The organism is Kitasatospora sp. NPDC089913, assembly GCF_044748625.1.
In the GTDB taxonomy this organism is placed as follows: Bacteria; Actinomycetota; Actinomycetes; order Streptomycetales; family Streptomycetaceae; genus Kitasatospora.
In genome coordinates this window covers 48,902-73,161 of sequence record NZ_JBIVGI010000038.1, presented here as the reverse complement: position 1 = coordinate 73,161, position 24,260 = coordinate 48,902, and the positions used below count along the sequence as shown (strand labels likewise).

At 74.7% G+C, this 24,260-nt stretch carries 20 protein-coding genes and 1 pseudogene; 14 read left to right on the top strand and 7 right to left on the bottom strand.

The window, feature by feature from the left end; all coding sequences use genetic code 11:
* The 4 genes and pseudogenes from ACIPYS_RS36365 to ACIPYS_RS36350 all read left to right on the top strand — a co-directional run.
* Positions 1-123 (top strand): annotated as a pseudogene (locus tag ACIPYS_RS36365) (electron transfer flavoprotein subunit beta); the annotation flags it as partial.
* A gap of 45 nt (positions 124-168) precedes the next feature.
* On the top strand, positions 169-1,131 hold the full coding sequence (locus tag ACIPYS_RS36360) for an electron transfer flavoprotein subunit alpha/FixB family protein (protein ID WP_093859419.1): 963 nt from the start codon (positions 169-171) through the stop codon (positions 1,129-1,131).
* A gap of 263 nt (positions 1,132-1,394) precedes the next feature.
* Positions 1,395-2,819: an acyl-CoA synthetase gene (locus tag ACIPYS_RS36355; RefSeq protein WP_093859418.1), complete on the top strand. Its 1,425-nt coding sequence runs from the start codon at positions 1,395-1,397 to the stop codon at positions 2,817-2,819.
* 224 nt (positions 2,820-3,043) lie between these two features.
* Complete coding sequence (locus tag ACIPYS_RS36350) at positions 3,044-3,967, top strand: C40 family peptidase (protein ID WP_400754357.1); 924 nt, start codon at positions 3,044-3,046, stop codon at positions 3,965-3,967.
* Between the two features lie 122 nt (positions 3,968-4,089).
* Here the strand turns inward: ACIPYS_RS36350 and ACIPYS_RS36345 are convergent, their stop codons facing one another.
* Positions 4,090-5,085, bottom strand: a complete 996-nt coding sequence (locus ACIPYS_RS36345) for a PfkB family carbohydrate kinase (protein WP_400754354.1) — start codon at positions 5,083-5,085, stop codon at positions 4,090-4,092.
* Positions 5,086-5,547: 462 nt separating this feature from the next.
* Here ACIPYS_RS36345 and ACIPYS_RS36340 point away from each other — a divergent pair, with 462 nt between their 5' ends.
* A complete protein-coding gene (locus ACIPYS_RS36340; RefSeq protein WP_093859415.1) occupies positions 5,548-6,615 on the top strand; it encodes an NUDIX hydrolase in 1,068 nt (355 codons plus the stop codon).
* A 302-nt stretch (positions 6,616-6,917) separates the two neighbouring features.
* Positions 6,918-7,784: a DUF4184 family protein gene (locus ACIPYS_RS36335; protein WP_400754350.1), complete on the top strand. Its 867-nt coding sequence runs from the start codon at positions 6,918-6,920 to the stop codon at positions 7,782-7,784.
* A 201-nt stretch (positions 7,785-7,985) separates the two neighbouring features.
* Here the strand turns inward: ACIPYS_RS36335 and ACIPYS_RS36330 are convergent, their stop codons facing one another.
* Positions 7,986-9,350, bottom strand: coding sequence for a dipeptidase (locus ACIPYS_RS36330; protein WP_093859413.1), 1,365 nt, complete (start codon positions 9,348-9,350; stop codon positions 7,986-7,988).
* Between the two features lie 304 nt (positions 9,351-9,654).
* On the opposite strand from ACIPYS_RS36330, the gene ACIPYS_RS36325 reads away from it, so the two are divergent.
* Positions 9,655-10,836 (top strand): geranylgeranyl reductase family protein, encoded by a 1,182-nt coding sequence (locus tag ACIPYS_RS36325; protein WP_231978701.1) that lies wholly within the window; start codon positions 9,655-9,657, stop codon positions 10,834-10,836.
* A gap of 80 nt (positions 10,837-10,916) precedes the next feature.
* Here the strand turns inward: ACIPYS_RS36325 and ACIPYS_RS36320 are convergent, their stop codons facing one another.
* Both ACIPYS_RS36320 and ACIPYS_RS36315 read right to left on the bottom strand, forming a co-directional pair.
* Positions 10,917-13,229 (bottom strand): glycosyl hydrolase family 18 protein, encoded by a 2,313-nt coding sequence (locus tag ACIPYS_RS36320; RefSeq protein WP_400754346.1) that lies wholly within the window; start codon positions 13,227-13,229, stop codon positions 10,917-10,919.
* A gap of 292 nt (positions 13,230-13,521) precedes the next feature.
* Positions 13,522-14,514, bottom strand: a complete 993-nt coding sequence (locus ACIPYS_RS36315) for a helix-turn-helix transcriptional regulator (RefSeq protein WP_093859409.1) — start codon at positions 14,512-14,514, stop codon at positions 13,522-13,524.
* A 131-nt stretch (positions 14,515-14,645) separates the two neighbouring features.
* Here ACIPYS_RS36315 and ACIPYS_RS36310 point away from each other — a divergent pair, with 131 nt between their 5' ends.
* Positions 14,646-16,007 (top strand): MFS transporter, encoded by a 1,362-nt coding sequence (locus ACIPYS_RS36310; RefSeq protein WP_400754343.1) that lies wholly within the window; start codon positions 14,646-14,648, stop codon positions 16,005-16,007.
* Positions 16,008-16,040: 33 nt separating this feature from the next.
* Here ACIPYS_RS36310 and ACIPYS_RS36305 read toward each other — a convergent pair whose 3' ends face one another.
* Complete coding sequence (locus ACIPYS_RS36305; protein WP_400754340.1) at positions 16,041-16,463, bottom strand: RidA family protein; 423 nt, start codon at positions 16,461-16,463, stop codon at positions 16,041-16,043.
* An 80-nt stretch (positions 16,464-16,543) separates the two neighbouring features.
* On the opposite strand from ACIPYS_RS36305, the gene ACIPYS_RS36300 reads away from it, so the two are divergent.
* Complete coding sequence (locus tag ACIPYS_RS36300; RefSeq protein WP_400754337.1) at positions 16,544-17,140, top strand: Uma2 family endonuclease; 597 nt, start codon at positions 16,544-16,546, stop codon at positions 17,138-17,140.
* A 141-nt stretch (positions 17,141-17,281) separates the two neighbouring features.
* Entirely contained in the window at positions 17,282-18,055 is a 774-nt protein-coding gene (locus ACIPYS_RS36295) for an enoyl-CoA hydratase family protein (protein WP_093859405.1), read from the top strand.
* A gap of 23 nt (positions 18,056-18,078) precedes the next feature.
* Here ACIPYS_RS36295 and ACIPYS_RS36290 read toward each other — a convergent pair whose 3' ends face one another.
* Positions 18,079-18,837 carry a maleylpyruvate isomerase family mycothiol-dependent enzyme gene (locus ACIPYS_RS36290; RefSeq protein WP_400754333.1) on the bottom strand — a complete coding sequence of 253 codons (759 nt, stop codon included), beginning with the start codon at positions 18,835-18,837 and terminating at the stop codon, positions 18,079-18,081.
* A gap of 226 nt (positions 18,838-19,063) precedes the next feature.
* Here ACIPYS_RS36290 and ACIPYS_RS36285 point away from each other — a divergent pair, with 226 nt between their 5' ends.
* Entirely contained in the window at positions 19,064-19,822 is a 759-nt protein-coding gene (locus ACIPYS_RS36285; RefSeq protein WP_093859403.1) for a DapH/DapD/GlmU-related protein, read from the top strand.
* 54 nt (positions 19,823-19,876) lie between these two features.
* Positions 19,877-20,431: a GNAT family N-acetyltransferase gene (locus ACIPYS_RS36280; protein WP_400754329.1), complete on the top strand. Its 555-nt coding sequence runs from the start codon at positions 19,877-19,879 to the stop codon at positions 20,429-20,431.
* 32 nt (positions 20,432-20,463) lie between these two features.
* On the opposite strand, the gene ACIPYS_RS36275 is transcribed toward ACIPYS_RS36280, so the two are convergent.
* Positions 20,464-21,771: a PucR family transcriptional regulator gene (locus tag ACIPYS_RS36275; RefSeq protein WP_400754326.1), complete on the bottom strand. Its 1,308-nt coding sequence runs from the start codon at positions 21,769-21,771 to the stop codon at positions 20,464-20,466.
* Between the two features lie 201 nt (positions 21,772-21,972).
* On the opposite strand from ACIPYS_RS36275, the gene ACIPYS_RS36270 reads away from it, so the two are divergent.
* Entirely contained in the window at positions 21,973-22,896 is a 924-nt protein-coding gene (locus ACIPYS_RS36270; protein WP_400754362.1) for an esterase/lipase family protein, read from the top strand.
* A 166-nt stretch (positions 22,897-23,062) separates the two neighbouring features.
* On the top strand, positions 23,063-24,259 hold the full coding sequence (locus ACIPYS_RS36265) for a hypothetical protein (protein WP_400754323.1): 1,197 nt from the start codon (positions 23,063-23,065) through the stop codon (positions 24,257-24,259).
* Position 24,260: the final 1 nt, after the last annotated feature.

The following is a 24,260-nucleotide window of genomic DNA, read 5'->3' as shown; positions in this document are numbered from 1 at the left end:
TCGTGGACGGCGGTGGAGTCGGTGACGGCGCGTCCGGCGCGTACCGCGGGCACGGTCGTCAAGGACGAGGGCGAGGGCGGCAAGGCGCTCGCGGGCTTCCTCGCCGACCAGAAGTTCATCTAGTCCCACCCGTTCGCGCATCCAACGATCGATCAGGAGCAATGAATCATGGCTGAGATCCTGGTTCTCGTGGACCACGCCGACGGCGTGGTCCGCAAGCCGGCCCTGGAGCTGCTGACCCTGGCCCGCCGCATCGGCGAGCCGTCCGCGGTCGTCCTCGGCGCCGGTGACAAGGCGGCCGAGCTGGCCGCCAAGGCCGCCGAGTACGGCGCCGCCAAGGTGTACGTGGCCGACGGTGCCGAGTTCGCCGACCAGCTGGTCGTCCCGAAGGTGGACGCGCTGGCCCAGATCGCCAAGGCCGCCGACGCGGCCGCGGTGCTGGTCACCTCCTCCGGCGAGGGCAAGGAGGTCGCCGCCCGCGTCGCGCTGCGGATCGGCTCCGGCCTCATCACCGACGCCGTCGACCTGGAGGCCGGCGACAGCGGCCCGGTCGCGACCCAGTCGGTGTTCGCCGCCTCCTTCCAGGTGAAGTCGACGGTGTCGCACGGTGCCCCGGTCATCACCGTCAAGCCGAACGCCGTCGCCCCGGAGGCCGCTCCGGCCGCGGGCGCGGTGGAGGACGTCACCGTCGCGTTCACCGGCAACGCCGCCAAGGTCGTCTCGCGCACCCCGCGCGTCTCCTCCGGGCGCCCGGAGCTGACCGAGGCCGCGATCGTGGTCTCCGGCGGCCGCGGCGTCGGTGCCGCCGAGGGCTTCGGCGTGGTCGAGGAGCTCGCCGACGCGCTGGGCGCGGCCGTCGGTGCCTCGCGCGCCGCCGTCGACGCCGGCTGGTACCCGCACAGCAGCCAGGTCGGCCAGACCGGCAAGCAGGTCTCCCCGCAGCTTTACATCGCGGCGGGCATCTCCGGCGCGATCCAGCACCGGGCCGGCATGCAGACCTCGAAGACCATCGTGGCCGTCAACAAGGACCCCGAGGCCCCGATCTTCGAGCTCGTCGACTACGGCGTGGTCGGCGACCTGTTCGAGGTCCTGCCGCAGCTCACCGGCGAGGTGAAGGCCCGCAAGGCCTGACCCCGGCCTGACGGCAGGTGACGGCGCGGGGGCGCGCCCGGGAACTCCCGGGGGCGCCCCCGCGCCGTCGTTCGCCCTGGCCCACGGGTGACGGGTCCCGGCCCGTAGAGTCGGTCGGCGGCGCCGGTCGCGGAGCCCCGTGGGATCCGCGGATCCCGCGGATCCCGCGGATCCCGCGGATCCTTCGGGCTTCGGGTGCGGCGCCCGGCGCACAGCGGACCGTGGGCATCCGGCCCACCGTGGACAGGGGCGAGGGAAGACGCATGACACTCTTGACGGCGCTTCGGGGCGGTTCCGGCGACTCCGCCGACGCACTGCGGATCTCCGACGGACCGGGGCTCTCCCGCGAGCGGCTGCTCGGCGCGGCCACGGCCGTCGCCGACCGGGTGGCCGGCGCCCCCGCCCTCGCGGTGCTCGCCCGGTCCACCGCCGAGACCGTGGTCGCGGTCGTGGGCGGCCTGCTCGCAGGGGTCCCGGTCGTCCCGCTGCCGCCCGACTCCGGGCCCAAGGAGCGCGCGCACATCCTGCGCGACTCCGGTGCCGCCCTGCTGGCGCACGCCGCCGGTGACGTCCTGCCGGAGGACGCCGGTGTCGCCGGGCTGCCGGTGGACCTGCGCGAGAGCTCGGCCACCTCGTACGCCGAGCCGGACCCCGCGGCGACCGCCTTCGTGCTCTACACCTCCGGCACCACCGGCGCGCCCAAGGGGGCGGTGATCGACCGCTCCGCCGTCGCCGCCGACCTCGACGCCCTCGCCGACGCCTGGCAGTGGACCGCCGAGGACACCCTGGTGCACGGCCTGCCGCTGTTCCATGTGCACGGGCTGGTGCTCGGTGTGCTCGGCGCGCTGCGGACCGGCAGCCGGCTGGTGCACACCGGCCGGCCCACCCCCGCCGGGTACGCGGCCGCGGGCGGCAGCCTCTACTTCGGAGTGCCGACGGTCTGGTCCCGGCTGGCGGCGGACCAGGAGGCGGCCGCCCGGCTCGCCTCCGCCCGGCTGTTGGTCTCCGGCAGTGCTCCGCTGCCCGTCCCGGTGTTCGAACGGCTCGCCGCGCTGACCGGCCACGCCCCGATCGAGCGGTACGGCATGACCGAGTCGCTGATCACCGTCTCCACCCGCGCCGACGGGGAGCGCCGGCCCGGCAGTGTGGGCCTGCCGGTGGCCGGGGTGCGTACCCGGCTGGTCGGCGAGGACGGCGGGCCGGTCGCGCACGACGGCGAGAGCGTGGGCGAACTCCAGGTCGCCGGGCCCACCCTGTTCCGCGGGTACCTCGATCGGCCGGACGCCGACGCCGAGGCGTGGACCGCCGACGGCTGGTTCCGGACCGGGGACGTCGCGGTGATCGGCGCCGACGGCTTCCACCGGATCGTGGGGCGGGCCTCCGTCGACCTGATCAAGAGCGGTGGGTACCGGATCGGGGCCGGCGAGGTGGAGGCGGCCCTGCGCGACCACCCGGCCGTGGCCGACGCCGCCGTGGTCGGCGCGCCGGACGCGGACCTCGGTCAGGCGATCGTGGCGTACGTCGTGCCGGACGGTCCCGTGACGGGTGAACAGCTGACGGACTTCGTGGCGTCGCGGCTCTCGGTCCACAAGCGGCCGCGGCGGGTGGTGCTGGTGTCCGAACTCCCCAGGAACGCGCTGGGAAAGGTGCTGAAGAAGCAGCTGCTGGCGGACTCGGCACACGGGTGACGGGCGGTCACCCGGCGCCGGGTCGGGTGACGGTCGCTCACCTTCCGTGAGCCTTCCTTTGGCGCACTCCACTGCGCGCCGTGACCGGACGCGTGCCTACCGTGACAAGCGGCGCGGGGCGGGCCCCAGGGACCCTCGCACCGCGTCCAGCGATTGGCGACCAGCGTTCGGCGCGACCGAGGGGATCGGCGCGATCAGCGCGATCAGCGAAGGAAGACAGCAGCATGACGACCGTCAACACCGGCGCACCGGGTGCCGCCGACGACGCGACCGGGCAGCCCGCTGCCACCACCTCCCCCCGGCCGGCGCGCGGCGCCCGCCCCTCGCGGGCCGCGCGGGTCCGCCGGGGGATAGGCATGGTGGCCGTGATCGCGGCCGGTGCCGGCGTGATCGGTCTCGGCACCGGTGTCGGGACGGCGGCGGCCGAGCCGGCGCCGGCCCACGCCGGGTGGGACGGGTCGAAGTACTGGTTCAAGAACAGTCAGGGCCAGTGGCGGTGGACGACGCACTACGACGTCTATCTGGCGAGGACCGGCGGCTCGGCCTCGACCTCGGCCTCGACCGTCTCCGCCTCGGCGGTGGCCGTCCCGTCCGGGGGCATCACCCAGGGGTGGGACGGTTCGCGGTACTGGTTCAAGAACAGTCAGGGCCAGTGGCGGTGGACGACGCACTACGACATCTACCTCGCGCGGACCGGGGGGTCGGACACCTCCGCCGCCTCGGGCTCCGCCACGGCCGGCACGGGGGCCGGCTCCTCGGCCGACGCGGCGGCCCCCGCGGCGGACGGTGACGTGGAGGCGGCGATCGGCTTCGCGCTGGCCCAGCTGGGCAAGCCGTTCAAGACGGCCGGCAACGGCCCGGACGGCTACGACTGCTCGGGCCTCGTCCAGCAGGCCTTCCGGCGCGGCGACATCGAGCTGCCCCGGGTCGCCAACGACCAGTACGCGGCCACCACGCCGGTGACGGCCTCCCAGCTGCGGCGCGGGGACCTGCTGTTCTGGTCGGACGACGGCTCCGCCCGGGGCATCCACCACGTGGCGATCTACCTGGGCAACAACCAGTACGTGGAGGCCGCCCGGCCCGGCACGCTGATCCGGATCTCGGGGATCAGCAGCGGCTACTACCCCACCCACATGGGGCGGCCCTGACGCGTCCGCGGGTCGGCCCGGACCGGCACCCGGACCACCGCGGTCCGGGTGCCGGTCCGTGGGCGCCGGTCCGTGGGCGCCGGTCTGTGGGTCCGGGTTCGTGGGTGAACCGGTGCGGGCGCTCAGGTCGGCGGGGCGGTTGTCCCGGTCCCGGTCAGGTCGGCCGGGCGGGGGAGGGCACCGCGGGCGCCCAGGGCGGTGACCGCGAAGGAACCGGCCGCGACGGCGGTGGCCGCGGCCTCGGGGAGGGACGCGCCCTGGGCCAGCCGCGCGGCGAGGGCGCCGCAGAACACGTCGCCGGCGCCGGTGGTGTCGACGACGGCCACCTCGGGGGCGGGGACGCGGTGGAGTGCGCCGCCCGCCGCGACCAGCGCGCCGGCCGCGCCGAGGGTGACCACGGCTCCGTCGCCGAGTGCCGCCAGTGCGGCGGCCGTCGTGGCGGTGCCGTCCGGGCGCCGGTCCCCGGTGGTGTCGGCGGTGTCGGCGGTGTCGACGGTGGTGGCGGCGGACCGGCCGGTGAGCTGGGCGGCCTCGACGGCGTTGGCGACCAGCAGCGGGCGGCGCAGACCCGGGCCCGACCAGTCCGGGAGGACGCCCGCGGGTGCCGCGTTGTGGATCCAGCGCGGCCCGGCGGGCAACGCGGACGCCGTCGCGCGGATGCACTCCTCCGGCACCTCGCCACTGGTCAGGACGGTGTCGGCGGAGGTCAGCGCGAGGCCGGCGAGGGCCTGGGCGACCTCGGTCCCGGTGAGTCCGGCATTGGCGCCGGGAACGACCACGATGCTGTTCTCCCCGGCCGGGTCGACCAGCACGACGGCCAGTCCGGTGGGCGCGTCCGGGTCGGTGCGCACGGCGTCGGTCGCCACTCCGGCCGCCCGCAGGTCGGCCAGTGCGGCCCGGCCCTCGGCGTCGGAGCCGACCCGGGCCACCAGCCAGGTCGGCGCGCCCATGGCGGCCGCCGCCACGGCCTGGTTGGCGCCCTTGCCGCCGAAGCCCTGGGCGGAGCCGGCGGCGAGGACGGTCTCCCCGGGGGCCGGGAGGACGGGGCAGCGCAGGATGCGGTCGATGTTCACGGAGCCGATGGCCACGACGCGGCCGGGCGTGCTGGGTGCGGTCATCGTTCCTCTCTATGCGCTCGGGCGCCGATGGGCAAGCACGGGCCCGGCCCGGCGGCCCCGGGCGCGGCCGGATGCACGGACGGTGGGGTGCACGGACGGTGGGGTGCACGGACGACGGGGTGTACGGACGGTGGGTGTACGGGCCGCGGGGTATACGGGCCGCGGGGTATACGGACGGTGGGGCGTACGAGGTGCGGAGGGGGCGTGCGCCATGGTGTCGGACTCCGGTGTCCAGGGGTGCGCGCTCCGGCGCGGCGAGGGTTGTACCGGTCCTGTGGTAGGGCCTCTGACCTGGGCACATGCCGCTGTCAAACGGAACCGGGAACCGCCATGAGCCGGGCCGACGTGGAGGTATGGGGAACGGCACGGCGCGGGTACCACCTCGGGTGGCGCTGGTTCGGCTGACGGGGGCGCCGCCCGGTGCGAACGGCACCGGGGGAGGTCGAGAAACAGGGGACGTTAGTGATCGTCTGGGTCAATGGCACGTTCGGGGCGGGCAAGACGAGCGCCTGCCGCGAGTTGGTGGAGCAGCTGCCCGGCAGCATGCTGTTCGATCCCGAGCTGGTCGGCTTCGGCCTGCGGGCGATGCTGCCGGCCGACCGGATGGCGGCGGTGTCGGACTTCCAGGACCTGCCGGCCTGGCGACGGCTCGTCCCCGAGACGGCGGCGGCGCTGCTCGGCGAGGTGCCCGGGCCGCTGGTGGTCCCGATGACGCTGCTGCGGGAGGACTACCGGGACGAGATCTTCGGCTCACTGGCCTCCAACGGCATCGCGGTGCACCACCTCGTCCTGGATCCTGAAGAAACGATCCTGCGTGCGCGCATTGCCCAGCGGGAGGAGGTACCCGAGGACCCCGAACGCAGCGAACGGATCCGGCAGTGGTGCCTGGAGCACGTACCCCGCTACCTCGCCGCCCGCCGCTGGCTGCGCCGGGACGCCCGGCTCGTCGACACCTCCGGACTCACCCCGCGCGAGACCGCCACCAGGCTCGCGCAGCTGGTGGGCGACGGGTCGGCCCGCTGCCCGATCGTCCAGAGCCCCGATCCCACCGGGGACACCGTGGCCGCCGCCGTCCTGTTCTTCGACGAGCAGGACCGGGTGCTGCTCGTCGACCCGGTCTACAAGCCGGACTGGGAGTTCCCCGGCGGGGTGGTCGAACGCGGTGAGGCGCCGACCGACGCCGCGCTGCGGGAGACCGCCGAGGAACTCGGCGTCCGGCTGGACCCGGCCGCGCTGCGACTGCTCGCCGTCGACTGGGAGCCGCGCACCGGTCCGCGCCGGGGCGGGCTGCGCCTGGTCTACGACGGCGGCCTGCTGGACGCGAACGCCCGGCAGGGGCTGCTGCTCCAGCAGGACGAGCTGCGCAGCTGGCGCTTCGTCAGCCTGGAGGAGGCCTCCGGACTGCTGCCGCCCGGGCGGTACCGGCGGCTCGCCGCGGCGCTGGACGCCCGCCGCTGCGGTGAGCTGCGCTACCTGGAGGCCGGGCGGCGGGCGGGGGTGGGGCTGGCGTCGACGGCGGACGCGGCCTGAGCGGTCCGGGGCTCGGCCCGGGGCCGGGTCGAGCCCCGGGACCTGGCCGCGGGATCCGGCACCGGGACTTCGCCGCGGGACCTGGCCGCAGGACTTGGCGGCCGGGTCGGGTGGAGCGGTCGGCCCGGCGTCCTCGGCCGGGCCGGCCGCTTCGGCGTTCCGGGACCGGTGTCCGGTGGGCGGACCGGTGGTGGCAGCGGCAGTGGTAGTGCCAGTGACGGCGGTCGCGGTGACGGCGGTGGGCCGGGCGAGCCGTGCGGGGCGGGTGCGGCGGCCGTGACCGGGAGCGGCAGGATGGGGCCATGCCGTTCACCCTGAGTCATCCGGCCGCCGTCCTGCCCCTGCTGCGCCTGGCGGGGGAGCGCGGGCCGCTGGTCGCGTCCGCGCTGGTCGCCGGTTCGATGGCGCCGGACGTGCCGTTCTTCGCCGAGTCGCTGCTGCCCGGGGTGTACCGGTACGGCGGGGTGACCCACCGTTGGTGCGGGGTGCCGACGGTGGACGTGGCGCTCGCGGCCGGGCTGGTGGCGGGCTGGCACGGGCTGGTGCGCGGGCCGCTGGTCGCGCTGTTGCCGCCACCGTGGTCCGGCGCGGCCGAGGCGCTGACGGTCCGCCGGGCCGGTCGGGGGCGGCCGACCGGGGCGGACCTCGCCTGGTTCGCGGCCTCGGCGGCGGTCGGCGCGGCGAGCCACGTCGGCTGGGACGCCTTCACCCACCACGACCGGGCCGGGGTCCGGCTGTTCCCGGTGCTGGGGCGGCCGGTCGCGGGCGGGCCGCCGCTGTGCGAGGTGCTGCAGTACGGCACCTCCGCGCCCGCGCTGGCGGCCGTGGCGGGATACGCGGTGCGGGCGGCCCGCTCGGTGGAGCCGGTCCGGCCGGCCGTCGAACTTTCGGGCCGGGCCCGGCGGGCGGGTGCCACGGTACTGGGCGCGGCCACCGCGGCGGGGGTGGTGCACCGGCTCGTTCCGCTGCGGCGCGGGCTGGTGGGGGAGCTGTGTTTCGGGGCGGGGGCCGGGCTCGCGGTCGGCGCGGTCGGGTGGGCGCTGGCCCGGGCCGCGGTGACGGGGGTCCGCGGTGGTGCGGACCGGACGGCCGGGGCGGCCGGGGTAGGGGCGGCGCGGAGGTGGCAGCCGACGGCGCACGGGGGGAACGGGGTGGTGCGGGGAGTGTGAGCGGGGCGCGGCGACCCCGGGACGCGCGGGCGTGCGGGGACGGCCCGTCGGGCGTGGCTCCGGCCTGTGGCGAGTGGCTCCGGCCATTGGTGCGGGACGCCGGCCCGTGGCGCGCGATGCGGACGTGACGCGGGCCGCGCCGTCGTGGTGGACGGCGCGGCCCGCGAACCCTGGGACCGGCGGAGTCCGGCCGGAGCGAGGTCAGACCGAACGCGGCTCGGCGTAGCGGCGCAGGAAGAGCGCCTCGGCGAGGGCCATCCGCTCCAGCTCCAGCGGGTCGACGCTCTCGTTGACCGCGTGGATCTGGGTGGTCGGCTCCTCGACGCCGATCAGCACGATCTCGGCCTCCGGGTAGAGCGTGCGCAGCGTGTTGCAGAGCGGGATCGAGCCGCCCTCGCCGGAGGCGACCATCGGGGTGCCGAAGGCCTCGGCCATCGCCTCGCCCATCGCCTCGTAGGCCGGACCGGAGGTGTCGGCGAGGAACGGGGAGCCGTTGCCCTGGCGCTCGACGGTGACCTTCGCGCCGAACGGCACCTGGGCCTCCAGGTGGGCGACCAGCGCCTCCTGGGCGGCGCCGGTGTCGGTGCCCGGGGGGACGCGCAGGCTGACCGAGGCCTTGGCGAAGGACTGCACGGAGGAGGTGGCGCCGACCACCGGCGGGGCGTCGATGCCGAGGACGGTGACCGAGGGGCGGGCCCACAGCCGGTCGGCGACGGTGCCGGTGCCGGTGAGCGCGACCCCGTCCAGCACCTTGGCGTCGGCGCGGAACTGCTCGTCCGGGTACTGCACGCCGGTCCAGGTCTGATCGGTGGTCAGGCCGGCCACGGCGACGTCGCCGTGCTCGTCGTGCAGCGAGGCGAGCACCTTGACCAGGGCCTGGAGGGCGTCCGGTGCGGCGCCGCCGAAGGCGCCGGAGTGCAGGTTGCCCGCGAGGGTGCGCACCGACACGTCGACCACGGTCATGCCGCGCAGCGAGGCGGTGACGGTGGGCAGGCCGGCCGCGAAGTTGCCGGTGTCGCCGATCACGATGGCGTCGGCGGCGAGCAGCTCGGGGTGGGCCTCGGCGTACCGCTCCAGGCCGCCGGTGCCCTGCTCCTCCGAGCCCTCGACGATGATCTTCAGCCCGACCGGGTAGCCGCCGTCCGTCCGACGCAGCGCCCGAAGGGCCGTCAGGTGCATCAGGATGTTGCCCTTGCAGTCGGCGGCGCCGCGCCCGAACCAGCGGCCGTCGCGCTCGGTCAGCTCGAAGGCCGGGCTCAGCCACTCGTCCTCGGCCAGCGGCGGCTGGACGTCGTAGTGCGAGTAGAGCAGGACGGTCGGGGCGCCGGCCGGGCCGGGCAGCTCGGCGTAGACGGACTGGGTGCCGTCCGGGGTGTCGAGCAGTCGGACACCGGTCAGGCCTTCGGCGGCGAAGGCGTCGGCGACCCAGCGGGCGGCCTTCTCGCACTCCTCGACCGGGAACTGACGCGGATCGGCGACCGAGCGGAAGGCGACCAGTTCGGCGAGATCGGTGCGGGCGCGGTCCATCAGGGACCGGACGGCGTCGGCCAGGGGCTGCTGCGGCATCGGGTGTGCTCCGGGTAGGGGTGGTCCGTCCGGGGGGTGCTTCGGGCGAACGGCGTTGACGGGGGATGACGCCGATCATAGGCGGACACGAACGGACGGCCCCGGGGGGAGCGGTGCCCGGCACGGGTGCCCGGGACCGTCCGCGCGGCCGGTGCGGGCCGGTACGGCCGTGATTCGTTCGCGCGTTCGGTGCGGTGCGGCCGACGTCGGCGGGGGCGGCCGCATAGGATTGCTGCCTGTGACTGACTCCGGAAGCCCCGATTCTCGTAGCCCGCTCGACGCCGAGGCCGCCGGGCCGGACCCGCTGGACCCGCTGGACGGCGTCTGGGACGTCGTCGTGGTCGGTGCCGGACCGGCCGGCTCGTCCGCCGCGCACGCCGCCGCCGCCCAGGGCCGGCGGGTGCTGCTGCTCGACAAGGTCGAGCATCCCCGGTACAAGACCTGCGGCGGCGGCATCATCGGCCCGTCCCGGGACAGCCTGCCGCCGGACTTCCGGCTGCCGCTCCAGGACCGGGTGCACGCCGTCACCTTCGCGTACGGCGGCCGGTTCACCCGGACCCGGCGTTCCAAGCGGATGCTGTTCGGCCTGGTCAACCGGGACGAGTTCGACCTGCGTCTGGTGCAGGCGGCCAAGCAGGCCGGTGCGGTGCTGGTCACCGGAGTGACCGTCACCGGGGTCGAGCAGCGCGGCGGCGAGCACCGTACGGCGCTGGTCACGGCCGCGGACGGGCGCAGCTTCGAGGCCCGTGCGGTGGTCGGCGCGGACGGCAGCGCGAGCCGGATCGGCCGGCACGTGGGTGTCTCCTTCGACCAGATCGACCTCGGTCTGGAGGCGGAGATCCCCGTCCCGGCGGAGGTGGCCGCCGCCTGGGCGGGTCGGATCCACCTCGACTGGGGTCCGCTGCCCGGCAGTTACGGCTGGGTGTTCCCGAAGACCGAGTCCGGCAGCCTGACCGTCGGGGTGATCTCGGCCCGCGGGGACGGCGAGCGGACCAAGCAGTACCTGGCCGACTACATCAGGCAGCTGGGCCTCGCGGGGTTCCGGCCGAGCGTCGAGTCCGGTCACCTGACCCGCTGCCGGGCCGAGGACTCGCCGCTGTCCCGCGGCCGGGTGCTGGTCGCCGGGGACGCGGCCGGGCTGCTGGAGCCGTGGACCCGGGAGGGCATCTCCTACGCGCTGCGCTCGGGCCGGCTGGCCGGGGAGTGGGCGGTCAAGGTGGCCGAGGCGGGCACGGCCGCGGAGGTGCGGCGGGAGGCGCTGAACTACGCCTTCGCGATCAAGGCCGGTCTCGGGGTGGAGATGCGGGCCGGCAAGCAGATGCTGACCGCCTTCGAGCGCCGGCCCTACCTGTTCCACGCGGCGGTCTGCCTGGTCGACCCGGCCTGGCGGGCCTTCGCCCGCACCACCCAGGGGCACACCACCTTCGCCCAGGTGATCCGTCAGTACCGCTCGGCCCGCCGCCTCGCGGCCCTGGCCTCGCGCTGAGGTGACGCCGGGTCCGGTGGGCAGCAGCCCGCCGGACCCGGCGTGCGCGGACCCGTGGTGGTTCCGGGTCCGTCGGCCCGCTACTTGAGGCCGTTGTCGATCGCCGTGATCAGGGTGCCGCCGGGGGTGTCGCCGGTCATTTCCCAGATCATCGCGCCGAGCAGGCCCTTGGATTTCAGGTAGGCCGTCTTCTTGCCGATCGACCAGGCGTCGTCGAAGGTCCACCACTGGCCGCCGGCGCCGGTGTAGCCGTACGTGGCGACCGACTGTTCGTCGTGGTAGACGGCGAGGTTGGGGAAGGTGGTGATCAGGTTGTTGTACCCGCGGGTGCCGGCCTCCTCGGCGAACTGGCCGGGGGCGGCGCCGGTCGCGCTCTGCCACTCGCCCTTGACGCCGCCGTCGGCGACGCCCTGCCAGCCCCGGCCGTAGAACGCCAGGCCGATGGTGAGCTTGCGCGGGTTGACCCCGGCGTCGAGGTACGGCTTGACCGCCGCGTCGACGCTGAAGTGGGTGGCGTACGGGTCCTGGGCGTCCTGGTAGAGGTTGCCCTGGTGGCCGGTGCGGTTGGGCTCCCAGGAGTTGTCGCTGCCGGCGCCGTGGAAGTCGTAGCCCTGGACGTTGGCGATGTCGAGGTAGTTGAAGATCTTCGAGAGGTCCCAGCCCTGGTTGATCTTCACCGGGTCGGCCGGGGTGAAGGCGGTCAGCAGCTTGTGCGAGCCGCCCAGCGCGTCCAGCTGCTTGCGGAACTCGGCCAGCAGCAGGGTCAGGTTGGCCTTGTCGTTGGCGCTGTAGTGGTTGCCGGCGTGGCCGTCGGGCGAGCCGGGCCACTCCCAGTCGAGGTCGATGCCGTCGAAGATGCCGGCCGCGACGCCGTCGCCGCCCGCGCCGTTGTAGACCGGCAGGTTGCCCTTGATCCACACGTCGAGGCAGGACTTGACCAGCTTCTGCCGGGAGGCGTCGGTGGCCGCCGCGTCGGAGAAGTACTTGGAGTACGTCCAGCCGCCCAGCGAGACGACGACCTTCAGGTTCGGGTACTTCGCCTTGAGCTTCTTCAACTGGTTGAAGTTGCCGCGCAGTTTGCCCCAGCCGTCGTCCGCCACGCCGTCGACCGACTGGGCGGCGCTCATCGGGCGGGCGTAGTCGGCGTCGGCGTCGCCCGCGCCGGTGCCCTGGTCCGGGTCCTGCGGGTTGGCGGTGGTGCCCTTGGTGACGCCCGCCATGCAGGTCAGGTTGACCGGGTCGATGTTCTCGAAGGCGTAGTTGATGACGTCGAGCTTGGCCGCGCTGCCCGAGGTGTCGAGGTTCTTGACGAAGTACTGGCGGCCGTAGATGCCCCACTGGGTGAAGTAGCCGACCCGGGCGTACTTCCCGGCGCCGACCAGGTCGGAGGTGGTGACCTTCAGCGGCGCGGTGGCGGGCGAGGCGTTGTCCGCGCCGTCCCTGGCCTTGACGGTGAAGGTGTAGGAGGTGGACGGGGAGAGGCTGCTGACGGCGGCGGTCAGGGTGGAGCCGGTGACCGTGCGGACCAGGACGCCGTCCTGGTAGACGTCGTACGCGGCGACCTTGAGGTTGTCGGTGGCGGCGTTCCAGGCGAGTGTCACGTCGCTCGAACCCACCGCGGTGGTGCGGAGGTTGGTGGGCGCGGTGGGCGGCGTCGGGTCGGTCGCCGGGTCGAAGGTGGAGGCGGTGACCGGCGCGCTCGCCGGGCCGAGGTTGCCGCGGCTGTCCTTGGCGCGGACGGTCAGGGTGTAACTCGTCGCCGGGGTGAGGTTGGTGACCACGGCGTCGGTGGTGGTGCTCCCGCCGACCACGGTGCTGCCGTTCAGCACGTCGTAGGAGGCCACCGGGAAGTCGCCGCCGGTCGCGGCGGGCCACTTCAGCGCGAGCGTGTGGGCCGTCGCGTCGGTCACCGTCGGGGTACCCGGCGCGGACGGCAGGACGTCCGAACTGCCGTCGCACTTGTCGCCGTTGATGCGGCAGCCGGTGGGTGTGCCGACCGGGCCGTTGGCGACGAACCAGAAGCTGTACGGCTCGGTGGTCTTCCCCGCGGGGACGTTGGCGTTGTAGAACGCGGCGACGGCGGTGACGTGCCGGCCGTTGACCGTCGCGGTCCCGTTGTAGCTGTTCTGAATGGTGACCCCGGCCGGGAGGTCGAACTCCAGGGTCCAGCCGTTGACGGCGGCCGCGTTGTCGTTGCGGACGATGTAAGTGCCCTTCCACCAGGAGCCGTTGTTCTCGGTGGTGAAGGCGGCGGTGAGCTTGCCGGCCGCGTTGGCGGGGGTCGCCAGGGCGGTGATCGCGGCGATCGGGAGGAGCAGGACGGAGAGCAGCGCCAGCAGTTTGCGGCGGGTGCGGCGCGCCTGGTCCCGGCGCGCGCGTGATCGGACGGACATGGTTCTCCCTGTGACTGTGGGGGTTGGACAGGGTGACGCAGGACCGTGCGGATGGAGCCCGGTGGTGCCGGGTGAAGCCGGGTGAAACCCGATGGTGCCGGGTGAAGCCGGACGAAGCCGGGTGGTGCCGGGTGTGGTGCGGTGGTGCCCGGTCGGGTGGTGGGGGCGGTGCGTGGTCGACCGGTGTCCGCGTCGTGGGGGACGCAGCCTGGAGGCACTGTAGGAGGACTGGACCAATGCGTCAACAGGTCTGTACCACTGGCGAGTTGAGGGCGCTGGTCGCGGCCTGTCCTCAGCCGCGGCGCGGGTGGCCGGAGAGCTCGTCGCCGAGCGGGCTGCGGCTGTACAGCACCGAACGGCCGTGCCGCGCCCGGGTCAGCAGCCCGGTCCCGTGCAGCACCGCCAGGTGCTGGCTGACCGTGCCCGGCGTCACCCCCAGCCGGTAGGCGAGGTCGGTGGTGCTGGCCGGCTCGGCGAGCAGCGCGAGCAGCCGGGCCTTCGGTCCGCCGAGCAGCTGCTCCAGCGCCCGCGGGCTCACCGGTGACGGCGGAGTGGCCATCCCCGCCTGCCCCCGGGCCGGGTAACTGATCTGCGGCGGCCGGTCGTTGCTGATCATCGTGACCGCGCCCCGGGCGAAGAAGGTCGGCACCAGGACCAGTCCACGCCCGTTCACCGTGATGTCGCTGTCCCACTCCTTCCAGCGGCGGTCGACCGCCAGCACCCCGTCCGTCCAGCGCAGCCGGTGGTCCAGGTCGGCGAACAGCGCCGCCGCGCCCTGCTGCGCCAGCACTCGGGAGCGGTAGACCAGGTCCGACTCCAGCACCGCCCTGGCCTGCGGCCACCAGCCCGGCGCCAGGCAGGACTCCCAGTACTCCTCCAGGGCGTCGGCGATCCGTGCCAGCAGCCGGGCCGGGTCTGCCAGGCCCGCCGCGAGCAGCGGGGGCAGCGCTCGCTGGTGCGGCAGGAAGGTCTGCTCCAGTTCCGGGCGCAGCTGCTCCGGAGGAAGCGCCCGGACGGCGGCCAGCTCGGTGCGGAAGTCCGGCCACGGGGTGGTCGGCCGGGGCGTCAGGAAGTCCGGGATCCAGCGGTTCGCGGCGACCAGGGAGAGCAGCAGCGCGGAATCCAGCCGTGCGAAGGAGGGACGCAGTCGCTCGAAGGCGGCGGACTGGAGCCGGTAGTAGCCGGGGTGGGTCCACATCCGCAGGCTGAGTGCGGTCTCCTGGAGGGGCGAGCAGGCGAACCAGGTGGTGGCGAGGTCGGCCAGACCGAGCTTGAAGCGGTGCACGGCGGTCCTTCCCCGTCGTCGGCGTCCTCCGGTCGCCCCGCGGCCCGGTGCGCGCCGCCGGTGCGCTGCCGGATTCGGTGCCAGCCTAAATCAGTACTGCTGAGTGGCGGTGCCGGGGTGTGATCGTGCGCATGACCACCCCACCGGCGGCGACCGCCGCGCCGAGCTCCGATCCGCCCACCTCCGATCCGCCCGCCTCCGGGGCGTCCCCCGCCTCCGGGGCGTCCCCCGGGTCCTGGGTGTCGCGCCTGCTGCACCCCGACCCGACGGTGCGACGGCTCGCCCGGATCACCCTGCTCAACACGGTCGGCAGCGGTCTCTCGCTCTCCGTCGGCGTGCTGTTCTTCACCCGCTTCCTCGGCCTGAGCGCCGGTCGGCTCGGTATCGCGCTCACCGCCGCCGGGCTCTGCGGGGTGCTCGCCAGCGTCCCCGCCGGGCGCGCCGCCGACCGCTGGGGGTCCCGGCCGGTCCTGGTCGCGCTGGTCGCCCTCACCGGTCTCGGCACCGCCGGGTACACCCTGGTGGACGGCTACCCGGCGTTCGTGGCGCTCGCCTGCCTGGTCTCCGCCGCCGACCGGGGTTCGGCCGCCGTCCGCAACGCCCTGTACGCGGAGGTGCTGCCCGCCGACAAGCGGGTCGCGGGCCGGGCCTACCTGCGGGTGGTGACCAACGTCGGCTTGTGCCTCGGCACCGCGGTCGGCGCGATCGCGCTCCAGGTGGACTCGCGGGCCGGCTACCTGACGGCGATCCTGGCGGACGCCGCCTCGTACCTGGCCGTCGCGGTGCTGTTCCAGCGGCTGCGGGTGCCCGGATGGTCGGGTGCCGCGTCGGGTGACGCGGTCGGGGCGAGCAAGGCCGTCGAGGAGGGCGCGCCCGGGGGCGGACGGCGGAACCCGGCGCTGCGGGACGGACCGTTCCTGGTGGTGACCGCGCTCGGTTCGGTGCTCGCCCTGCAGTTCGCGATGCTGGAGGTCGGGGTGCCGCTGTGGATCGTCCAGCAGACCGACGCGCCCCGGATCACCGTGGCCGGCACCCTGATCGTCAACACCCTGCTGGTCATCGCGTTCCAGGTCCCCGCCACCCGGGGCACCGAGCACCCGGTCGCCGCCGCCCGCGCCTGCGGACGCGCGGGGCTGGTCCTGGCCGCCTCCTGCCTGGTCCTCGGCCTCGCCCACGGCGTGCCCGCCGCGCTCGCCGCCGTGGTGGTCCTGGTCGGCGTGGCCCTCCAGGCGGGCGGCGAGGTCCTGAGTCAGGCCGGCACCTGGGCGCTCAGCTACGACCTGGCCGACGAGCGTGCGCACGGCGCCTACCAGGGCGTCTTCAACGCGGGCATGTCCGCCGCGCTGATGATCGGCCCGGCCGTCGTCTCGACCGCCGTCATCGGCCACGGCCTGGCGGGCTGGGCCGCCCTCGGCGCGCTGCTCGCCGGCGCGGGCCTCGCGATGGGCCCCGCCGTCCGGTGGGCCCGGCGGCGGGGCACGGCCGCGGCCTGACGCGTCGGCCGTGATGGACGCGGACGGCCCGGGCTACTCGGGGAGCACCGCGAAGGCCTCGATCTCGATCAGCACCTCCGGCAGGAACAGCGCTGCCACCTGCATCGCCGAGCTGGCCGGCAGCGGCAGGTCGCCGAACGCCTCGCTCCGCGCCTCGCGGACGGCCGGCATGTCCGCGATGTCGGTCAGGAAGTACGTCAGCTTCACGACGTGCGAGAAGTCCGCGCCCGCCGCCGCCAGGCAGCGCCGCAGGTTCTCGAAGATCTGCCGCGCCTGCGCCTTGGGGTCGCCCTCCCCGACCAGCTGCCGCTGCTCGTCGAAGGCGACCTGGCCCGACACGGCCACCAGCCGCCCGGTGGCCGTCACCACCTGGGTGTACCCGGTGCCGGGGGCGACCCCGGGCGGCTCGGTGATGTGGGTGAGGCCGGTGTCGGCGGGCTGTGATTCCGTGGTCATGGGCTCATCGTGGCCGACAGTTGATCGTCGCACCACGACTTTCACGGAGGGTATTCTCTTCACGCACTCGACGTGACGAGATGGACGTCAGGGAAGGAGATCGCTTCGTGAGTACAGCTCCCCGACTCCCCAGCGACTACAGCACGGTGACGGATCCCGAACGGGCGCTCAAGTACGCGATTCAGCATGTCGCGGGTGACCGCGCCGAGATCATCGAGGGAGTCATCACTCCTATGTCGCCGACTTGGGCCCATGAGAGTGCTGCGGAGGTCGTCCGTCGGCAGTTGACGGCGCGCTTGGAAGCGCTGGGGCTGGTGTCCGGAGCAGGAAATCTCGACCTGCCCGGATCGGAGAACTGGTTCATCCCCGACCTCGCGGTCGTACCGGAGGACCTCGCGGCGAAGACCGAGGGCGCGCTGCTCCCCGACCAGACCCTGCTGGTGGTGGAGGTCACCTTGCCCTCGAACGGAGAAACGGACCGGACGGTGAAGCGCCGCCGGTACGGGCAGTACGGCGCCCCGCTCTACCTCCTGGTCGACCGGCAGCACCGTGCCTGCACGCTCTTCAGCGGGCCGACGCGGCTCGGCTACGCGGTCGAGGACGGGCCGCACCCCTTCGGGACGCCGGTCCGGCTGCCGGAGCCGTTCGACCTCGACCTGGACACTTCCGGGCTCTGAGCGGTGACCGTGGTGGCCGGCGGGGGCGGAGGGCCTGGCCGAGCGGAGGGTGGGCATGTCAGAGTCGTCCGGTCGCCGCCGCCCACCCGTGGCCGCGGCCCCGTTCCGACCCACCCTCAGCCGGAAAGCAGGACCGAACCGATGACCAGTGAAGCGCCCTTCGTCCGGATCGCCACCGAGGACGCCGTCACCACGCTGACCCTCGACTCGCCGCACAACCGCAACGCGCTCTCCCGCCGGCTGATGGCCGAGCTGACCGCCGGACTGGCCGGGGCGGCCGCCGACCCGGAGGTGCGCGCGGTGGTGCTGACGCACGCGGGCAAGGTGTTCTGCGCCGGGGCGGACCTCTCCGAGGCGACCGGGGCGGACCCGACGGTCGGGCCGCGCGGGCTGGTCGACCTCCAGCGGGCGATCGTCGACTGCGCCAAGCCGGTGATCGCCGTCATCGACGGGCACGTCCGGGCCGGCGGGCTGGGGCTGGTGGGCGCGGCCGATCTGGCGATCGCCGGACCGGCCGCCACCTTCGCGTTCACCGAGGTCAGGCTCGGACTCGCGCCGGCCGTGATCTCGCTGCCGCTGCGCCCCAAGCTGGACCCGCGCGCGGCCTCCCGGTACTACCTGACCGGTGAGGTGTTCGACGCGGCCGAGGCCGCCCGGATCGGTCTGATCACCCGGGCGGCCGACGCGCCGGAGGCGGCCGAGGTCGCGCTCAAGGAACTGCTGGACGCCCTGCGGCTGGGTTCGCCGCAGGGCCTCGCGCACTCCAAGCGACTCGCCAACGCCGAGGTGGTGCGTTCCTTCGAGCGGGACGCGGACGAGCTGGTCGAGCTGTCGGCGCGGCTGTTCGGCTCCGAGGAGGCCCAGGAGGGCATGCGGTCGTTCCTGGAGAAGCGGCCCGCCCGCTGGGTGCGTTAGGTGTTCCGACCCGTGTGGTCGGCTCAGCCGATGGTGGCGGTCTCGCGCCAGAGCTCGAGCAGCGCCTCGTCGCCCGCGTGCTCGACCCGCCCGGTCCCGGCGGGCAGCCGGTTCCAGAGCAGCAGGTAGAGGTCCCGGGCTGGGCCGGTGAGGGTCAGGTCGGCCGGGGCCTCGGTGAGCTCGACGGACAGCGGGTCCGTGCTGACGGTCGCCAGCCAGCGGCCGGGCCCGTCGGTGGTGCTGATCTGGACGGTGCGCGGCCGCTCGGTGCGCAGCCGGGAGCGGTCGCGGGCGAGGAAGCCGCGCAGCAGTTCGTCGATGCCGTCGAGCGCGAGCCCGGGTGCGGTCTCCGGTCCCTCGGTGCCGGCGGCCGCGTCGGCGTCGATCCGGTGCACGGCCGTCTCGTGCGCCTGCCGGCGGGCCCAGAACGCGAGCGGGCTCGGGGCCGTCGGCAGGAAGGTCCAGCAGTCCAGGTCGGCGGGGGCGGCGAGGAGCGTGTCGACCAGTGCGCCGTGGCCCGCGCGGAACCAGTCGATCAGGACGGCGTCGTCCGGCTCCTCCGCCCAGATCGCCTGCTGGCTCGCCTCGTCCATCGGCGTCGGCCGGCCGTCCCGGAGGTGGGTGGTGGCCCAGCGGTGCACATGGCCGGTGTGCAGGACGAGGTCCCGCAACCGCCACTCCGGGCAGGTCGGGACGGCGGCGTCGAGGTCGGTGCGGGCGGCGGCGTCCGCGAGCAGGCCGCCTTCGCGGCGCAGGGCGTCGATGTGTGCGGTGATCTCCATGATCGGGATTCTGGCAGCACCGGCGGCATTCGGACGCGTGTTCCCATGGACGGGCGGCGGAAATGTTGTGGGGGCGGTGCGCGGCGGGCGGCCGGCGGTGACGGGGGGCGCTGTGCGGCGGGCCACCGGCGGTGACGGGGTGGAGCGGGGCCGGGCGGGCGACGGGCTCGTGTGACCTTGGCCGCCTCGGCGCCGGGCGGACCGTACGGACCGGTAACGTGAGCGCATGTCGATCACGCGTTCCCTGTTCAGCGCCACCCGGGCCGGCGGCCGGCGCGTTGCGGGTCGGCTCGTCCACCGGGGCTGGCAGTGGGTGCAGCGGGCCGGTTCGGTCTCCAGCGAGAACCCCGGACCGTACCGCTTCGGCGAGCTCGGCGCGGGGACGAAACTGAGCTTCCCGCTCGGCGCGGTCTTCAACGAGCAGTGGATCACCATCGGCCCGTTCTCGATCATCGGCGAACGGGTGACCATCTGCGCGGGCTTCCTCCCCGGCCTGGATCTCGGGCCCGAGCCGATCGTGCGGATCGGCGGCGGCTGCGTGATCGGCCGGGACAGCCACATCGTCGGCCACCAGTCGATCGTGCTGGGCGACGACGTGTGGACCGGCCCCGGCGTCTACATATCCGACCAGGCGCACGAGTACCGGGCGACGGACCTGCCGATCGGCAAGCAGTGGCCGCGCAACGAGCCGGTGGAGATCGGCTCCGGGAGCTGGATCGGCACCGGAGCGGTGATCCTCCCCGGCGCCCGGCTGGGCCGCAACGTGGTCGTCGCGGCCGGTTCGGTGGTGCGCGGCGAGGTGCCCGACCACACGGTGGTGGCGGGTGCGCCCGCCAAGGCCGTCCGCCGCTGGACGCGGGAGGAGGGCTGGCAGCCGCCGTTCCGCAACGAACCGCCGCGGCCGCTCCCGGACGACATGACCGCCGCACAGCTGCGGGCGCTGGCCGGCTGGGACCTGCGGCTGCCGGGCGAGTCCGAGGTCTGACCGCGCCGGACAATTCGGTTGCCGCCGTTGCGCGGGGTCGGATAGGAAACTCGCATGCTTCGAGGCGAGAAGATCGGGCTGCGGGCCCGGCACGAGGACGACATCCCGGTCCTGCTGACCGAGCTCCACGACGACGTGGCCAACTCCTCGCGGGCCGAGAGCGCGCCGTGGCGGCCGATCCCGCCCGGAGCGAAGGAGTCCCGGCTCGCACTGGACCGCGTGGACGACGCGGTCGTGCCGTTCTCCGTGGTGGAGCTGGGCAGCGGCGCGCTCCTCGGCAGCGCGAGCCTGTGGGGCATCGACAACCACAACCGCCTCGCGCACCTCGGGCTCGGGCTGAGGCCCTCCGCCCGCGGCCGGGGTCACGGCAGCGAGGTGGTCGCGCTGCTGTGCCACTACGGCTTCGTCGTGCGCGGTCTGCGGCGGCTGCAGGTCGAGACCCTCGCGGACAACGCCGCGATGCTCCGCGCCGCCGAGGGCAACGGCTTCGTCCGGGAGGGCGTGCTGCGCTCCTCCGCGTGGGTGATGGGCGAGTTCCTGGACGAGGTGCTGCTCGGCCTGCTGGTCGAGGACTGGAAGGGCCGGGGTCGGGAAACGGTTCGGGGCTGAGCAACGGTCCGGGGCTGAGCAACGGTCCGGGGTCAGTGGACGGTCCGGGCGCCCGGGGTGTGCCCCGCGGCGGCCCGTTCGGCGTCGCGGGCGGCGAGGGCGGCCGTGATCCGGGGCAGGTCGGCCGGCCGGGTGGGGTCCAGGCCGGTGCGGGCGGCGATCCGGCGGAGCCGGTAGTCCACGGTGTTGGGGTGCAGATGGAGCACCTGGGCCGTGTGGCGTCTGCTGAGACCCCCGGCGAGGTGGACCCGCAGCGTGGTGAGCAGCTCGCCCGCGCCGTCCAGCGGGGCGAGCAGTGCGGCGAGTCGCGAGCGGGCCCGGCTGGGCCGGCTGAGCTGGTACTCGACCAGCAGGTCGTCCAGCCGGTGCAGGCCGGGTGCCCGGCCGACGGCCAGGGCCACCTCGAGGACCTCCGCCGCGAGCGCGGCCGCCGCCGGGACCTCGGCGGGCGCCGAGGCCGCCCCGCCCGCCCGGACGGTGACGCCGGCCGCGCGGGCGAGCCGCCGCAGGGTCTCGGCCAGCCGCTCCCAGGCCTGTTCGGGCACGGCCTCGGGGTCGTGCTCCAGCGGGACCAGCACCACACCGCCGCCGGCGGTGAGCGCCGACAGCGCCGACTGCCGGGTGGCGTGGTCGAGTTCGGTGCGCAGCCGGCGCAGCTTGCGGTGCCCCGCCACGGCCCGGTCGACGTCGGGCGAGCGCTCGTCGGGGTGTTCGGCGACGGCGAGGCGCAGCACCGCGTACGCGGGCGGCAGGACGGTCCCGGCCCGGCCGGCCGCCGCCTCGGCCTCGGCGGGCGCGCCGTCCAGCAGTGCGGTGACCAGGGCTCCTCGGGCGGCCCGCCGTTCGTCGGCGTCGCCGCGGCCCTCCGCCAGGTATCCGGCGCAGGTCGCGGCGGCGGCCCGGCGCAGGTGGTTGAGCATCAGCCGGTTGAGCAGCAGCAGGTCGGCCGCGTCGCCGTCGTCGGCGTGCCGGGTGATCAGCTCCCAGCAGACCTCCATGCCGAGATGGTGGGCGAACAGGACGGCGTCCAGTGGCACACCCTCCTCGGCGCGCCGGGCGGCGGCCTCCCGGACGGCGGCGAACTCGCCCTCGGGGGCCGGGAGTCCGGTGCGGACGGCATGGGCGAGGGCGCGGATCCGGCGCGCGGCGACCGGGACCAGTTCGCCGGTGGCCAGTTCGCGGGGGAAGCGGCGGTAGGCGGGTACCCGGTCCAGCAGCGCGGCGACCAGGGCCTCGGCCAACTCGGGCACGGCGCTCAGCAGACGCTGGTCGGCGGCGGTGCCGCCGATCACCGGGATCCGCCAACCGGTTTCGGTGGGGGGTGAATTGTGACCGGTCACAGAGAACTCCGTCGAGGTCTGGAAGCCGCCCGAGACCCAGGTCGGAGGGGCGACCGCAGGATGGAGGCACTCGGGTTACCTGTTGGTAACAAACTTCCGCTCCGGAGGCAACCGTTGAGAACCCCACTTCTCCGCTCCGCCGCAAGGCCGTTGCGCCGCAGGCTTCTTGGGTCTGCCGGTGCGGCGCTGCTGGCCGGCGCACTGCTCGCCGGCGGTCCCGCCGGCGTGGCCCGGGCGGCGGACGCGACCCCCACCGCGATCCCCACCGCGTCCGCCGCCGCTGCCTCCGTCCCGGCCGCCGCGGGCGAACTCCCGCCCGACGGCGACACGGTGGCCTCGCCGCCCGGCGCCAACGACTGGAACTGCCGGCCGAGTGCCGCCCATCCGAACCCGGTGGTCCTGGTGCACGGGACCTTCGCCAACCGGTACGAGAACTGGCTGGTGCTCTCGCCGCTGCTGAAGAGCCTGGGCTACTGCGTCTTCGCCCTGGACTACGGCACGGTCCCCGGCATCACCTCCTCCGGCAGCGGGCTGCTGCTGCCGATCGGCGGACTCGCCCCGGTCACCGACTCGGCGGCCCAGCTCGGGCGATTCGTCGACCTGGTGCGCGGCGCGACCGGCGCGGCGGAGGTCGACCTCGTCGGCCACTCGCAGGGCGGCATGCTGCCGAACTACTACCTGAAGTTCCTCGGCGGCGCGGCCAAGGTCGGCAAGCTGGTCGCCCTCGCGCCGTCCAACCACGGCACCACGCTGGACGGCATCACCAACCTCGCCCCGTACTTCCCGCGCGTCGCCGAACTGATCTACACGGCCTGCGCGGCCTGCCGGGACCAGGCGGTCGGCTCCGACTTCAACCGGCGGATGGCCACCAGGCCGGACACCGTCCCGGGCGTGCGCTACACCGTGATCTCCACGGTCTACGACGAGGTCGTCACGCCCTACCGGAGCCAGTTCCTGGACGGGGCGGGCGGCGCCGGTGCGGCGGCCGTGGACAACGAGGTGGTCCAGGCGCACTGCCCGCTGTCGCTCGCCGAGCACGTGGCCGTCGCCTTCGCGCCGACCGCGCTGCACCTGGTCACCAACGCGCTCGACCCGGCCCACGCCACCCCGGTGCTCTGCGGCTGAGGCCGTCACCGGGGTGCGTCCGGACCGGCCTCCCGCCGTCGCGCGGGAGGCCGGTCCGCCCGCCCGTCCGCCCGTCCGCCCGTCCGTCCGCCCGTCCGCCCGCCCGGTGCGCCGGGTGTCGGTGGTGGCCGGGATACTGCCGCTCACCCGAGGACAGGAGAGTGGCATGGGCTGGGTCGACGAGGTACCGGTGCCGGTGACGGACGCGTGGGCGGACTGGCTCGCCCACGCGGAGGCGCTCGACGCGGCGGGTGATCCGCGCGGGGAGGCGATCCGGCTGGAGCACTCCGGGGCGGCGGGCGACGACGCGGAGCTCGCCGCGCTGTACCGGCGGGTGGAGCGCGACTGCGGGCTGGACGGGCTGCGGGCCGACGGATCGTGGCGCCTCGGCTGGTTCCGCGGTTTCCTCGACACGGCCGTGTTCCGGCCGGCGCCGGAGACCGCGGCGGGGCGCCGGGCGCTGGTGGCACGGCTCCTGGCGGAGCTGCCGCACACCGGCGCCCACGACCCGGACGATCCGGAGCAGTGGGAGGCCGTGCTGGTCGACGCATTGCTGTGCCACCCCGCCTCCGGGCGGCTGCGCACACTGGAGCTCCACCTGACGGACCATCACCATTCCGCCGGGACGGCGGCCGCCGCGCTCGCCGCGCGGCAGCGTCCCCGGCTCGCGGAGCTGTATCTCGGGCACGACTTCGACACGCTCTTCGAGCTGCACCGGACCTCGACGGGCAACCCGCTGGAGGTCGAGCGGTACCTGCACCACCCGGTGGTCCCGCCCGAGGTGGGCCGGGCGCTGTGGCCCGCGCTTCCCGCCCTGCGCGCTCTGGAGCTCGAAGGGGCCTTCCTGCTCGACAACGTGGTGCACGACGGGCTGACGCACCTCCGGACCAGGGGCGCGGTCTTCTCGGACGGCTCCCTGTTCGGGACGTCCACGCCGGGTCTGGTCACGCTGGAGGTGGAGATCGACCACGACGTGCACGGCACGGTCTCCGGCAATGCGCAGCTGGCGGAGCTCGACCCGGCCGGGTACCCCCGGTTGAGGCACCTCGACCTGGGCGCGGCGGTCTTCGAGCCCGAGGAGGCCGGCGACTTCCTCGTCCTCGCCGAGAGCCCGCTGCTGCCGCAGTTGGCGAGCCTGACCGTGCGGGAGCTGGTGATCGAGGACACCGACGCGGAGCGGGAGCCGCTGGAGGTCCTGGCCGGGCTGGCCCCCCGGTTCGCCCATCTCGATCTGCGGGTGGAGGGCGACACGGAGATCGAGGGGGCCGACGAGCAGGCGGTGGAGCGGGTGCTCGCGCTTCTCGGCCTCGGGGCGGAGGAGAGCGAGAGCGAGGGCGAGGACGAGGGCGAGGACGAGGAGTGAG

Excerpts from the sequence above, each read along its gene's own strand:
- ACIPYS_RS36360 (WP_093859419.1), top strand. The coding sequence starts at position 169 with ATGGCTGAGATCCTGGTTCTCGTGGACCACGCCGACGGCGTGGTCCGC.
- ACIPYS_RS36355 (WP_093859418.1), top strand. The coding sequence starts at position 1,395 with ATGACACTCTTGACGGCGCTTCGGGGCGGTTCCGGCGACTCCGCCGAC.
- ACIPYS_RS36350 (WP_400754357.1), top strand. The coding sequence starts at position 3,044 with ATGACGACCGTCAACACCGGCGCACCGGGTGCCGCCGACGACGCGACC.
- ACIPYS_RS36345 (WP_400754354.1), bottom strand. The coding sequence starts at position 5,085 with ATGACCGCACCCAGCACGCCCGGCCGCGTCGTGGCCATCGGCTCCGTG.
- ACIPYS_RS36335 (WP_400754350.1), top strand. The coding sequence starts at position 6,918 with ATGCCGTTCACCCTGAGTCATCCGGCCGCCGTCCTGCCCCTGCTGCGC.
- ACIPYS_RS36330 (WP_093859413.1), bottom strand. The coding sequence starts at position 9,350 with ATGCCGCAGCAGCCCCTGGCCGACGCCGTCCGGTCCCTGATGGACCGC.
- ACIPYS_RS36320 (WP_400754346.1), bottom strand. The coding sequence starts at position 13,229 with ATGTCCGTCCGATCACGCGCGCGCCGGGACCAGGCGCGCCGCACCCGC.
- ACIPYS_RS36310 (WP_400754343.1), top strand. The coding sequence starts at position 14,646 with ATGACCACCCCACCGGCGGCGACCGCCGCGCCGAGCTCCGATCCGCCC.
- ACIPYS_RS36305 (WP_400754340.1), bottom strand. The coding sequence starts at position 16,463 with ATGACCACGGAATCACAGCCCGCCGACACCGGCCTCACCCACATCACC.
- ACIPYS_RS36300 (WP_400754337.1), top strand. The coding sequence starts at position 16,544 with ATGGACGTCAGGGAAGGAGATCGCTTCGTGAGTACAGCTCCCCGACTC.
- ACIPYS_RS36295 (WP_093859405.1), top strand. The coding sequence starts at position 17,282 with ATGACCAGTGAAGCGCCCTTCGTCCGGATCGCCACCGAGGACGCCGTC.
- ACIPYS_RS36290 (WP_400754333.1), bottom strand. The coding sequence starts at position 18,837 with ATGGAGATCACCGCACACATCGACGCCCTGCGCCGCGAAGGCGGCCTG.
- ACIPYS_RS36285 (WP_093859403.1), top strand. The coding sequence starts at position 19,064 with ATGTCGATCACGCGTTCCCTGTTCAGCGCCACCCGGGCCGGCGGCCGG.
- ACIPYS_RS36280 (WP_400754329.1), top strand. The coding sequence starts at position 19,877 with ATGCTTCGAGGCGAGAAGATCGGGCTGCGGGCCCGGCACGAGGACGAC.
- ACIPYS_RS36265 (WP_400754323.1), top strand. The coding sequence starts at position 23,063 with ATGGGCTGGGTCGACGAGGTACCGGTGCCGGTGACGGACGCGTGGGCG.